Annotated in this window: 10 protein-coding genes and 2 pseudogenes; 7 read left to right on the plus strand and 5 right to left on the minus strand. The window is 38.9% G+C overall.

The window, feature by feature from the left end; genetic code table 11:
* The first annotated feature begins 29 nt into the window (after positions 1–29).
* The 4 genes and pseudogenes from LNM86_RS12470 to lepA all read left to right on the plus strand — a co-directional run bounded on the left by LNM86_RS12470 (position 30) and on the right by lepA (position 4675).
* Entirely contained in the window at positions 30–944 is a 915-nt protein-coding gene (locus LNM86_RS12470) for a DMT family transporter (RefSeq protein WP_241437917.1), read from the plus strand.
* Between the two features lie 566 nt (positions 945–1510).
* Positions 1511–2041, plus strand: a pseudogene (locus LNM86_RS12475) (Arm DNA-binding domain-containing protein); the annotation flags it as partial.
* A 306-nt stretch (positions 2042–2347) separates the two neighbouring features.
* Positions 2348–2569 carry a hypothetical protein gene (locus LNM86_RS12885; protein WP_308219217.1) on the plus strand — a complete coding sequence of 74 codons (222 nt, stop codon included), beginning with the start codon at positions 2348–2350 and terminating at the stop codon, positions 2567–2569.
* A gap of 300 nt (positions 2570–2869) precedes the next feature.
* The gene (gene lepA, locus LNM86_RS12485; RefSeq protein WP_241439028.1) at positions 2870–4675 is read left to right on the plus strand and encodes a translation elongation factor 4; all 1806 of its coding nucleotides are present in this window, start codon (positions 2870–2872) and stop codon (positions 4673–4675) included.
* A gap of 71 nt (positions 4676–4746) precedes the next feature.
* On the opposite strand, the gene dapD is transcribed toward lepA, so the two are convergent.
* Positions 4747–5595: a 2,3,4,5-tetrahydropyridine-2,6-dicarboxylate N-succinyltransferase gene (gene dapD / locus LNM86_RS12490; RefSeq protein WP_241437918.1), complete on the minus strand. Its 849-nt coding sequence runs from the start codon at positions 5593–5595 to the stop codon at positions 4747–4749.
* A gap of 106 nt (positions 5596–5701) precedes the next feature.
* Here dapD and LNM86_RS12495 point away from each other — a divergent pair, with 106 nt between their 5' ends.
* Entirely contained in the window at positions 5702–6565 is an 864-nt protein-coding gene (locus LNM86_RS12495) for an LOG family protein (protein WP_241437919.1), read from the plus strand.
* Between the two features lie 33 nt (positions 6566–6598).
* Here the strand turns inward: LNM86_RS12495 and truA are convergent, their stop codons facing one another.
* Genes truA through def form a run of 3 tightly spaced genes read right to left on the minus strand, consistent with a single transcriptional unit; the run spans position 6599 to position 8803 of the window.
* A complete protein-coding gene (truA, locus tag LNM86_RS12500; RefSeq protein ID WP_241437920.1) occupies positions 6599–7342 on the minus strand; it encodes a tRNA pseudouridine(38-40) synthase TruA in 744 nt (247 codons plus the stop codon).
* A 1-nt stretch (position 7343) separates the two neighbouring features.
* Positions 7344–8273 (minus strand): methionyl-tRNA formyltransferase, encoded by a 930-nt coding sequence (gene fmt, locus LNM86_RS12505; protein ID WP_241437921.1) that lies wholly within the window; start codon positions 8271–8273, stop codon positions 7344–7346.
* The gene (gene def, locus LNM86_RS12510; protein WP_241437922.1) at positions 8273–8803 is read right to left on the minus strand and encodes a peptide deformylase; all 531 of its coding nucleotides are present in this window, start codon (positions 8801–8803) and stop codon (positions 8273–8275) included. The genes fmt and def overlap by 1 nt, the downstream gene beginning before the upstream one ends.
* 90 nt (positions 8804–8893) lie before the next feature.
* On the opposite strand from def, the gene LNM86_RS12515 reads away from it, so the two are divergent.
* Entirely contained in the window at positions 8894–10084 is a 1191-nt protein-coding gene (locus tag LNM86_RS12515; protein WP_241437923.1) for a DNA recombination protein RmuC, read from the plus strand.
* A 16-nt stretch (positions 10085–10100) separates the two neighbouring features.
* Here LNM86_RS12515 and LNM86_RS12520 read toward each other — a convergent pair.
* Positions 10101–10539: pseudogene (locus LNM86_RS12520) on the minus strand (phage integrase central domain-containing protein); the annotation flags it as partial.
* Between the two features lie 410 nt (positions 10540–10949).
* On the opposite strand from LNM86_RS12520, the gene LNM86_RS12525 reads away from it, so the two are divergent.
* Positions 10950–11537, plus strand: a complete 588-nt coding sequence (locus tag LNM86_RS12525) for a transglycosylase SLT domain-containing protein (RefSeq protein ID WP_241437924.1) — start codon at positions 10950–10952, stop codon at positions 11535–11537.
* The last annotated feature ends 741 nt before the right edge of the window (positions 11538–12278 follow it).

The following is a 12278-nucleotide window of genomic DNA, read 5'->3' on the forward strand; positions in this document are numbered from 1 at the left end:
TGTGGAAAAATTGGAGGCAAAAATCTTTCATGGTTGATAGAGAACTGTTGAAACATCCGTTATTGAGCAAGCAGGAATTGGCGTTATTTGCTGCGACAATATTATGGGGCATTACCTTTTTAGTGACTCACATTGCGGTACGCTATAGTGGTCCCCTCTTTTTTGTTGGATTTCGTCTTATGGTTGCGTCATTTATGTGTGGGGTAATTTTTGGGCGTTCTCTGAAAGGTGTAACTGTTTATGAAATTTTTGCAGGGATAGCGATTGGTTTAGGGATGTTTTTGGGTTATGGTTTGCAAGCTATGGGGCTTCAAACAATTCTGAGTAGTCAGTCTGCTTTTATTACGGCACTTTATGTTCCGATGGTTCCAATCTTGCAGTGGATTGTTTTTAAAAAGCCCCCTCGTTTAGCTTGTTGGATTGGTATTGTTTTTGCTTTTATTGGTCTTATCCTTGTTTCTGGACAAAAGCCAGGGAGTTTTGATTTTTCAAAAGGTGAAATTCTAACTTTATTAGGTGCTTTAGCAATTGCTGGAGAAATTATACTCATCGGAATTTTTGCCAACAAAGTTGATAGTCGACGGGTAACAATTATACAGTTATTTTTTGGTGGTCTTTTTTCATTTTTTTGTATGCCTTTAGTGGGGGAAAGAATTCCTGAGTTTTCATGGATATGGTTGAGTATTGGTGCAGGATTGGCATTGATGAGTGCTATCATTCAATTAGCAATGAATTGGGCACAAAAGTCTATTTCACCTACGCGCGCAACACTTATTTATGCAGGAGAACCGGTATGGGCTGGTATTGTTGGGCGTTTAGCTGGTGAGCGTTTATCCTCTTTAGCGTTATTGGGAGGAATGCTCATTCTGATTGGAATCATCGTGGCGGAGTTACAACCTTCACAATGGCGTAAAAAAGATAAAGTCATTAAAAAAACGGATTAATTTTGTCTCATCTTTCCTGTTGTGCTTTTTTATGATGTTTTTATTGAAAGAACTTTCATTGTTTTTGCATAAAAACGAAGGGGATTCTTTTTTACTTTTAAACAAGAAGAGAGAAAAAATCTTTTAGCAAGATACCCTTTTTCAAGAGGTATTGCGCAAAAAAATATATTTCGAAAAGTTAAAGAGTTGAACAGATTAATCTGCTTCTATCGTTTTTATCGTGTGCAAATTAAAACAGAATTTTTTGCGAATTTTAGTCGCAAGTTTAGCTATATATGCATTTCTCATATTGTAACATAAGCGACGCATACCAACGGATATAAGAACATGAAGAGCATTGTTATTATTTTTATCACTGATATTGCATTTATCTTATAACGCATTGATTTATAAAAATAATCTATTCATATTAAATGAGACTCCTAGATACCGTAAGATTCTCTCATTTCAATCTTGCTTATTTTTACTTATATTGAATCAATCAAAACCATTTTTTTGCATATCTATAAGTGGAATGATCATGTGGATTACAAAAACTCTAAAGAAAGGACGTAAAAACACCTTTAATGAATCATCTAAAGGCAATGGCTGTTGCAATATTGAAGGCTGGTAAAGAGTATGATAGGTGCGGTTTTGCTTCTTTACAAGCGTAAAGATGGTGGTGCTCAATGGATTTACCGGTATAGCTTTCATAGGTAGCACCGTGAAACAGGTTTGGGTGCCTTAAGAGATATCTCTTTAAAACAAGCTTGTAAATGTACAACTCAATGGTATTGCGTTCTTCGTGTAGGTTGTGCCCCCATTAAAGAACGTAACAAACAAAAACGTGAAGTAATGCGTAATCTTCATTATTTAAAAAATATTGCTGGGGATGCTTTCGAAAGTCGTAAAGCTGAATTTAAAAATGATGATGGAGTTGGAAATTGGTTTCTCTCTTTACAACCTTATATTCTTCTAAAATGAGGCAGTCTCTCCGTTTCAGAAGTGATACAGACCACCAATATATGCAATGTTCTCGCTCTCATTCGCATACAAAAGCTGTAACAGCAGAGGGAGCATTAAACCGCCGTAATATTGCGATAGCCCTTGGTATTGAGACGATTCATAAGAGGCATTTTTACTCCTTTCTTTAGAGTTTTTTACCCACGCATCAGTCCCGTTTGTGACGTGCAAGCAAGAGATTTTGATTGATTCAAGATAAGCAGGTTTGAGATGAGAGAAACTTACAATGTTCGGGGGGCTAATTCAATATGCAAAAAATAAATTATCTTTATAAATCAATATCTTGTCATATTTGTTTCAAATATGCTGCTACATTGGAGTTAGATGTTGATTGACAGACAATAGCAAAAGCGCGCGCGCTTTTAGGAAAACAATGCCATAAAGTCAAAAATATACCTGCTATGGATTGGAAAGATACCAGCTTTTATAAAATACTTTGTGAAACAACAACAATGATCTACTTAGCTTGGTGGTTTCTTATCTTTACAGGCATTTGTACAAATCTTTTATATTATATTTTAAATCAGATTGATTGTGATATTTGGACCATCTCTGCTGAGAATGAGAATATGAAAGGTCTCTGTGATAGTACAACAGAGTTTCGCGTATCCCCTTATCATTAGAAGCATTAGAAGTTTTGCAACAAGTGCGCTTGCTATCATGAAATGATTTCTTTTTTCTGTAATCGGTTGTGGCTCCTTAGTATGAGTTACCTATCCAATCTATGAGAGACAGGACTTAAAGCATGCGCCCGCAGGGTTTTCATTCTCGTTTATGGGCTTGGTGAGCGAACAAAAGCCTCATTTTTAGATTATGAAACATTGTTTTTGGCAAGGTTCTTTTTATTTGTATTTTTTAAAAGGTTTGCAAAGGATCATAATTGGTCTTTGCGTTTTGTGCTATTCTTTGCTAAATCGCCTCCTATGACAAGAGATCGTAATTATATCCGCAATTTTTCTATAGTGGCACATATTGACCATGGAAAGTCAACTTTGGCTGATCGTTTGATTCAAATGACAGGGGGACTTGAGACGCGAGAAATGAAAGAGCAAGTGCTCGATTCCATGGATATTGAACGTGAACGTGGAATTACCATTAAAGCGCAGACAGTGCGTTTGCAGTATAAAGCAAAAGATGGTGAAACGTATATTTTAAATCTTATCGATACACCTGGACATGTTGATTTTGCTTATGAAGTCTCACGTTCATTGGCAGCTTGTGAAGGTTCCCTTTTGGTTGTAGATGCGAGCCAAGGCGTAGAAGCACAAACCTTGGCAAATGTTTACCAAGCTATTGATAACTCTCATGAATTGGTTGTTGTGCTCAATAAGGTTGATCTTCCAGCAGCAGAACCTGAGCGTGTTAAAGAGCAAATTGAAGATGTGATTGGCATCGATACTTCTCAAGCCGTAGAAATATCTGCAAAAACGGGTTTGGGTGTTCCCGATGTTTTGGAAGCAATTGTTACACAATTGCCCTCTCCACGTACTGGTGATGTTAATAAGCCTTTAAAGGCAATGTTGGTTGACAGTTGGTATGATAGTTACCTTGGCGTTATCGTTTTGGTACGGGTGATTGATGGTGTGCTGAAAAAAGGCCAAACCATTCGTATGATGGGTACAGGAGCAAAATATCCGGTTGAACGGGTTGGGGTCTTTACGCCCAAAATGATTCAGATGGATGAATTGGGTCCAGGGGAGATTGGTTTTATAACAGCTTCTATCAAGGAAGTTGCGGATACACGGGTTGGTGATACCATTACAGAAGAGCGCCGTCCTTGCGAAGAGGCGTTACCGGGTTTTAAACCTGCGCAACCGGTTGTCTTTTGTGGACTCTTTCCCATTGATGCTGCTGATTTTGATGATTTACGTGCAGCCATGGGAAAATTGCGTTTAAATGATGCGAGTTTTTCCTTTGAAATGGAAACGTCCGCAGCTTTAGGGTTTGGCTTTCGTTGTGGTTTTTTAGGTCTGCTTCATCTCGAAATTATTCAAGAGCGGTTGGAGCGCGAGTTTAATTTAGATTTAATCGCGACAGCACCTTCGGTTGTATATCGCATGAATATGAATGATGGTTCTGTCAAAGAATTGCATAATCCAGCAGATATGCCTGATGTTGTTAAAATTTCTTCTATCGAAGAACCATGGATTCAGGCAACAATAATGACTCCTGATAACTATCTTGGTTCAATTTTAGAACTTTGCCAAGAACGGCGAGGGGTACAGGTTAGTTTGTCCTATGTTGGCACACGTGCTATGGTGACATATGATTTACCGTTGAATGAAGTTGTTTTTGATTTTTACGATCGTTTAAAATCAATCTCGAAGGGATATGCTTCCTTTGATTATCAAATGAAGGATTATGCCGAGGGAGATTTGGTTAAAATGTCTATTTTGGTAAATGGAGAAGCCATTGATGCATTGTCGATGCTTGTGCACCGCACGATTGCAGAAAAACGTGGGCGTTCATTGTGCGAAAAACTAAAAGATCTTATTCCTCAACATATGTTTCAGATTCCAGTTCAAGCAGCAATTGGTGGTAAAATCATTGCGCGTGAGACAATTCGTGCATTGCGTAAAGATGTGACGGCTAAATGTTATGGCGGGGATGTAACGCGTAAACGCAAACTTTTAGAAAAGCAAAAAGAGGGCAAAAAACGAATGCGCCAATTCGGAAAAGTAGAAATCCCTCAATCAGCTTTTATTCAAGCGCTCAAAATGAGTAAATAACGAAAAAAAGAGCCTTCTTCATTATCCATTTGCGCTTTTGCGTTGATTGGTTAAGATTTTCAGAACTTTTTTTAATCACGCAAAAGATCATTAATAGATGTTTTTTCTCGTGTTTTTTGATCAACACGTTTTACTATGACAGCGCAATAAAGATTTGGACCTGCTTCACCGTTTGGGAGTGTTTTTCCGGGAAGAGAACCTGGAACAACGACAGAGTAGGCGGGTACTTCACCTATAAAAACTTCACCTGTGTTACGATCAATAATTTTGGTAGATTTTCCAATAAAGACTCCCATTCCTAAAACGGCTCCTTCACGGATAATACAACCTTCAACGATTTCAGATCGTGCGCCGATAAAGCAATGATCTTCAATAATTGTTGGGTTTGCTTGCAGTGGTTCCAATACCCCTCCAATTCCAACACCACCGGAAAGATGAACATTTTTGCCAATTTGTGCACAAGAACCAACGGTTGTCCATGTGTCAACCATCGTCCCTTCATCGACAAAGGCACCAAGATTGACAAAGGATGGCATTAAGATAACATTGGGAGCAATGTAGGCAGAATGACGGACAATTGCTCCAGGAACACAACGAAAATTAGCTTTTTTAAACTCAGTTTCTTGCCAACCAGAAAATTTTGAAGGGACTTTATCCCACCAATATGTTTCATTTATTCCACCAGCAATAAGGTGCATAGGATTGAGCCGGAAAGAGAGAAGAACAGCTTTTTTTAACCATTGATGCACATGCCATTGCCCATTTTCTTGACGTTGTGCAACACGGATCTCACCCTTATCGAGAAGGTTTAATACATGGTCGACACTCTCGCGGATTTCCCCCTTTGTCATAGTATTGATAGAATCGCGTTCTTCAAATGCTTTTTCAATAACCATTTCAAGTTGCGTAAGATGAGTCATGATCGCAGTTCCGTTAAACAAGTTGAAAGCTTCAAGATTTATTGTCTATGATCTACGTGAAGAAATGTTTTCAGTCAATAAAACGATAAAGAAATAGGACAGATGCATGAAAAAAGGCTATAAAGAAAAAAGAAAAGAAGAAAAAAACAGTTACTGCTCATTTTTTCATGTGAAAGATGCTCTCCAACAGGGACATAAAGTCTCTAATTCAGCGCAAATCTGTTCACCTGCTTATCGTTTAGCTTATCTTGACCAAGAGTTTATGATGCGTCCTGAACTACGTTCACAACGTATTGGTTTGGAGTTTTTGAAACCAGAAATAGCACTCCAAGAATGCGATATTCAATCAACTGTTGTGTTATTTGGTGGAGCACGTATTCCTGAGCCTGGGCAAGAAGCATGGGCAGCAAAAAATGACATACAAAAGAAAAATTTGCATGCTATGTCGCATTATTACAATGAAGCAAGGGAATTTGCACGTTTGTGCTCATGCTATTCTGCTACAACTGAATATCGCGAATTTGTGGTTGTCACGGGGGGAGGTCCAGGGGTAATGGAAGCAGGAAATCGTGGTGCTTTTGACGTTGGTGCGCCAACAATTGGTTTAAATGTTCTGTTACCCCATGAACAATCCCCTAATCCTTATGTGACACCGCATTTATGTTTTAATTTTCATTATTTGGGAATGCGCAAAATGCATTTTTTAATGCGTGCAAAGGCATTAGCTATTTTCCCTGGGGGCTTTGGCACTCTGGACGAGTTATTTGAAACACTCACTTTAATGCAAACAGGGCGTATGAAAAAGGTTCCAATTTTGCTCTTTGGCAAAGAATTTTGGAACAATGTAATCAATTTTGATTATTTATCTGCGCAAGGTACAATTTCTCCTTCAGATCTCACACTTATAACATTTGTTGATACAGCAGCAGAAGCATTTGAACAAATTCGTGTCTTTTATAAGCTGTCCTAACCACTTTGTAGGGAAATGATTTTTAAAGGGGAGTTAATAATCAACTTGTGTCAAATAGAGTCCTGAAGGGGGGGCGACGACACCACAACGTGTGCGATCTTTAGCATGAAGGGCTGCTTCAAGGTCACTTACTGTCCAGCGTCCAACACCAACTTCCATGAGACTTCCAGCAAATGAACGAATTTGATGATGAAGAAAAGAGCGCGCTTGCGCATAGAGAAGAATCTCCTCTCCTTCCCTTTGAATATCGAGTCGTTCAAGAGTACGAATAGGGCTTTTGGCTTGACAATGCGCTGAACGAAAAGTGGTAAAATCATGTCGTCCTACGAGTTTTTGTGCAGCTTCATGCATCGCTTCAGCATTGAGGGGTTTTGGCAACCACCACACGCGTTTAGCATTTAGAGCAGGTGGAGAGCGGCGATTGAGAATTTTAAAGAGATAATGACGTTTTACAGCGGAAAATCGTGCATCAAAGCTATCAGGAACGTTTTGTACATTCAAGACTGAAATATTTTCCCCCTGTTTTTGTAAATGAGCATTGAGTGCATCGCATATAGTATGTGTGTGCCAGTTTTTTTCAAAATCAACATGTGCAACTTGTCCGGTAGCGTGTACACCTGCGTCAGTTCGACCTGCTGTCGTAATGGTTAATTGTTGTCCAGAGAAGTGAAAAATAGCCTGCTCAATGGCACCTTGTATGGTAGGAAGCTCGACTTGGCGCTGCCAACCAGCATAATTTGAGCCATCATATTCAAGGATGAGTTTAAAACGGGGCATATTAAAAAACAGCAGAAATAGGAGCGCCTCGCAAAAATGTTGCGCTCTCAAGAACTTTACCACCAGATCTTTGCAGATGGGTTATTTCAAGACGCCCTTGTCCACAATGGATAACCAAAGAATCTGGTTCTATCCGACCAATTTCAAGGGAAGGACCTGTTGTTAAACGACTACCAAGAATTTTCACGCGTTCTTCTTTTCCACCAATCATCATATTGCACCAGCAACCAGGAGAGGGAGAGAGCGCGCAGATATGTCTATGAATAAGTTCTGCAGGCTTCGTCCAATCAATGCGGGTTTCTTCTTTTTTAATTTTGGAGGCATAGGTGATATTTTTTTCGGATTGTGGGGTAAGTTTAAGCTGCCCTTTTTCAAGAGCAGATAGTGTCTCTACCATCAGTTTAGCGCCTATATGTGAAAGTTCATTTGAAAGTTCAAAGGTCGTCATATTGTCGGTGATAGGAATGGAGTGGGAAAGAGCGATAGGACCAGTATCAAGTCCTTCATCCATTTTCATAATCATCATCCCTGTTTCCTTATCACCAGCCATAATTGCACGTTGAATAGGTGCAGCACCCCGCCAACGTGGTAAGAGTGAAGCATGGGCATTAAAACAACCAAAACGGGGTGCTTCAAGAACAGCTTTCGGTAGGAGGAGTCCATAGGCAACAACAACAGCAGCATCAACAGAAAGTGCGGCAAATTGCGCTTGTTGTTCGGCTGTTTTCAGTGTTTGGGGCGTAAATACAGGAATAGATCTTTCTTGTGCTGCATTTTGCACAGCTGAGGGAATAAGTTTAAGACCACGACGTCCTGCTGGACGAGGAGGTTGGCTATAAACAGCAACAACATCATGACCGGCATCCAATAAAGCATGTAAAATGGGAACAGAAAAATCAGGTGTTCCCATAAAACTTAATCTTAATGCCATTACAAAAGTGCTTCCTCTGTCTTTTTTTCTTTTGCGCGTTTTTTAAATTTTCGTATCACCATATCACGTTTAAGCTTCGAAATATGATCAATAAAAAGACAGCCATTTAAATGATCAATTTCGTGCTGTAAACAAGTAGCTAAGAGATCATCTGCTTCAATTTCTGTTTGTTTTCCTTCACGATCTTGATAGCGAACACGCAACCGTTTGGGACGTTCAACTTCCGCATAATACTCAGGAATGGAAAGGCAACCCTCTTTATAAATACTGCGTTCATCCGAAAGCCATAAAATTTCAGGGTTTATAATAACAAGTGGATTTTTTGGGGTCTCATTTCCAGAAACATCGATAACCAACATACGCAGTGGTATGCCAATCTGAATAGCAGCAAGACCAACACCTTTGGCATGATACATCGTCTCCAACATATCATCAGCAAGCCTCTGGAGAGCAGCATCAATATGCTCGACAGGCTTGGACACTTCCCGTAAAATCGGATCAGGTAAAGTAACTAAAGATTTTATTGGCATAAGCGTAGATTAATCAATGGTTTGTTATGGGTCAATATAGAATAACAGATTCTTGCACTTTTTTACGGTAAGAGCGTTATATTATCTCTTATGTTTGATTCGTTTCCTTCTTTTATGCTTCTCAGTGAGTCTTTCGTTCAGTGGATGATTGTACTTTTATTTGTGCTTGTTTGCTTAGCATTTTTTATGTTGATACATTCTCATCGGAAAAAGGCACTTTTGGAAAGTGAAATTGCTAACCGTGCTCGTGAGGCACAGATACAGATGGACACATTGTTGAAAACACAGGCTGAAATGCAAGGTCGGATGCAGACTATGGCAGAAATTTTTGGTCAAAGACAAGCAGAATTAAATAAATCTATCAGCGAACAACTCAATGGAATGACCACCAATTTGGGTCAAACTCTTCAGGTACAAACCAAATCTACCTATGAAAATCTGAATCGTCTACAAGAGCGTTTAGCAGTAATTGATGCGGCACAAAATAACATTCAATCGCTTACGGGACAAGTTGTTCAGTTGCAGGCTATTTTAAGCAATAAGCAAACGCGAGGCACTTTTGGTCAGGGGAGGATGGAAGCAATTATTGCCGATGCTTTACCAGCGAATTCTTATGTTTTTCAAGCTGTTCTCTCCAATGGGAAACGTCCAGACTGTCTCATTCATATGCCTCATAAGGCACCTTCTCTTGTTGTTGATGCTAAATTCCCTCTGGAAGCTTGGAATGCCATGCGTAAAGCAGCATCAGCTCAAGAACGTCAGGAGGCAGAACGCCAATTTCGCACTGATATGGACGTTCATATTCGCGATATTGCGCAGAAATATTTAATTCCTGGAGAAACACATGATACGGCTTTTCTTTTTGTACCATCGGAATCCATTTTTGCAACAATCTATGAAGATTTTGAGCCATTGGTACAAAAAGCCAATCGATTACATGTGATTATTGTCTCGCCATCTTTGTTGATGTTATCTGTTCAGGTTGTCCAAACCATAATGAAAGATGCGCGGATGCGTGAACAAGCGCATTTGATTCAATCAGAAGTAGTAAAGTTGATGGAAGATTTTGGGCGAATGGACACACGTGTGCGTGCTTTACAGAAACATTTTTCCAAAGCAGGTGAAGATATTGAAGGGATTTTAATATCATCCTCAAAAATTATGAAACGGGCCAGTCGTATTGAAACTTTTGAATTAAAAGAGCAAGATTCAGGGTCAAAGCAAAAGCAAATGCCTTCTCCTGTTCAGTCCCAAACATTGCGTTTGGTTGATGAAGAATAAAGTGCGCTTTTCAGTATAAGAGCGCGCGTGCTTTTTCTGTTGCTTGTAAATCAACATCCAAACCCAATGCAGCAGCATGTTTGAGATAAAGATTAAGGCGGATTAATGCTTTCTCTGCTGTTTTAGCTTTTGTATGCCAGATGGGAGCAAGTGTATTGCGTCTATCAGTTTGCGTAATCTCTGAAACCGGTAAACAGCCTAATTTAGGGAGAATATGAAGTTTTAAAGATGAAAACCACTCGCCATTTTTACCATCTCCTTTTCGTTCAGCTTTACGACTTTCAAAGGCATATACAGTAATATCTTTTAAGTAATGGAGATTACGCATTGCCCACGCTTTTGTTTCTCACGTTCTTTTATGGGGGCACGACCCTCACGTAAAACAGAACGTCACCCAGTTGCCAATTCACAGTCTTGTTTTAAAGAGACATCTCTCTCAGTGCACAGAAGTCCATTTCACGACGGCACTCGTGGATGGTATAGCGTAAAAACTATTGAGCACCACCATCTTTACGCTTATGAAGATACAAGCCGGTCTCATCATACTCTTTACCGGCTCCAATGTTGCGACAGCTCTTGGTATTTAGACAATTCATTAAAGGCATTTTTACTTCTTTCTTTAGAGTTTTTACCCACATGACAGCACCGCTTATGACGTGCAGAAACATAGTTTTGATTGATTCAACATAAGAGGATTTAAGATGAGAATGTCTTATAATATTCGGGGGTCTCATTCAACAGGAAAAATGATAAATTATGATTATAAATCAATGTGTTGTATTATAGATAAGCGTTCTTTATTGGTTGGTAATCTTTTTTTGCTACCTATAACATATTTTATTTCCCAATGAGAGGAATAGAAAAGATGCGACACCTTTTGTTGTTAGGAGTATTGGTGTTCTTGCTGGAGGGATGCACAACAAGCCGCCCCCTGTATACAAACAATGCTTGCGCCATTTTAGCTCAAAAAAATGGTTTTTTTGATAATTGGGGCAAGGCTGCTAAACGTGCGGAAATGCGCTATGGAATTCCGATGCCTATCATTCTTGCCACCATTAAAATGGAGTCAAATTTTCGTCACAATGCACGCCCTCCACGTACCAAACTTTTAGGCTTTATTCCGTGGAAACGCCGGTCGACAGCATATGGTTATTCGCAAGCGCTTGATAGTACTTGGGCAATGTATCTACGTTCCACAGGAAGATCTTTTGCATGGCGTACCAATTTTGCAGATGCTGCTGATTTTGTTGCTTGGTATCATCGTCAAACGGTTCAACGCAATGGTGTAAGATTTAATGATGCCTATAGCCTTTATTTAAACTATCATATGGGTCATGGTGCTTATGCACGCAGTGGAGGTTATGTCTCTACAGCGCTTACACAAGCGGCGCAGCGTATGGTAAGCCTTTCTAGAAATTATGAGCAACAATTAAGGACATGTGGATGGCGTTAGAAAGAAATATTCTCAACCAAGGCTTGTGCGCGTTTTAAAATTAATACGCAGGCAGGATTGCTTATAAGCAGATATGATTTTGCGCTTGCCACATTGAAGATATCGAGACAACAGGAACCTTTATAAGGTATTTGAGAACATTATGGACAGGATTTGTCTCAAGATCTTTATTAAAGAAAGAAGCGATATCAAGATCTAAAAAGTTCAATATAAAAGCAATACCGTTACAAAGATCAAAACTAGACAGAGAAAGCTATTATTTTGATGACACCAAAATTTCTATTTAATTCTATTATATATATCATGTATAAATACTTTAATACTGGTTATACAGTAGACCTTATAGTAGAACCATAACGCATAAAAGTGCGTATACATTTTTATACACATCGCAATCATCATCGTTGACTTTATCAATATAACCGGCGAGATAATGTAAAAATTATCTTTTATATTTTTGTAAGAGTAATGGACTCTGTGCGAACAAAGGCTAGCTTAAAATATTGTAAAGAGCTCCGTTTAGTAAAAATTTTTCCTCGTAAAAGTATATTTTGTATGAAAAAAACAGAGATACCGCTTGCTTAAAAAAATTAATGATATGTGGTGGAAGAGTGCAAAGTGAAGCACGATGATGTTTTTATGGCAGTGCTCATTTTTATGACAACACTTTATTTTACGAAATTTTACGAAGAGTGACACTCTGTAAAATTAAAAAGATTTTCTTTCAATTTATTTACAAAA

Origin of the sequence: Bartonella machadoae (genome assembly GCF_022559585.1) — a bacterium.
Taxonomy (GTDB): domain Bacteria; phylum Pseudomonadota; class Alphaproteobacteria; order Rhizobiales; family Rhizobiaceae; genus Bartonella; species Bartonella machadoae.

Bases quoted from the DNA above. Each gene is read 5' to 3' on its own strand.
- LNM86_RS12470 (WP_241437917.1), top strand. From the start codon at position 30: ATGGTTGATAGAGAACTGTTGAAACATCCGTTATTGAGCAAGCAGGAA.
- LNM86_RS12885 (WP_308219217.1), top strand. From the start codon at position 2,348: ATGGATTGGAAAGATACCAGCTTTTATAAAATACTTTGTGAAACAACA.
- lepA (WP_241439028.1), top strand. From the start codon at position 2,870: ATGACAAGAGATCGTAATTATATCCGCAATTTTTCTATAGTGGCACAT.
- dapD (WP_241437918.1), bottom strand. From the start codon at position 5,595: ATGACTCATCTTACGCAACTTGAAATGGTTATTGAAAAAGCATTTGAA.
- LNM86_RS12495 (WP_241437919.1), top strand. From the start codon at position 5,702: ATGAAAAAAGGCTATAAAGAAAAAAGAAAAGAAGAAAAAAACAGTTAC.
- truA (WP_241437920.1), bottom strand. From the start codon at position 7,342: ATGCCCCGTTTTAAACTCATCCTTGAATATGATGGCTCAAATTATGCT.
- fmt (WP_241437921.1), bottom strand. From the start codon at position 8,273: ATGGCATTAAGATTAAGTTTTATGGGAACACCTGATTTTTCTGTTCCC.
- def (WP_241437922.1), bottom strand. From the start codon at position 8,803: ATGCCAATAAAATCTTTAGTTACTTTACCTGATCCGATTTTACGGGAA.
- LNM86_RS12515 (WP_241437923.1), top strand. From the start codon at position 8,894: ATGTTTGATTCGTTTCCTTCTTTTATGCTTCTCAGTGAGTCTTTCGTT.
- LNM86_RS12525 (WP_241437924.1), top strand. From the start codon at position 10,950: ATGCGACACCTTTTGTTGTTAGGAGTATTGGTGTTCTTGCTGGAGGGA.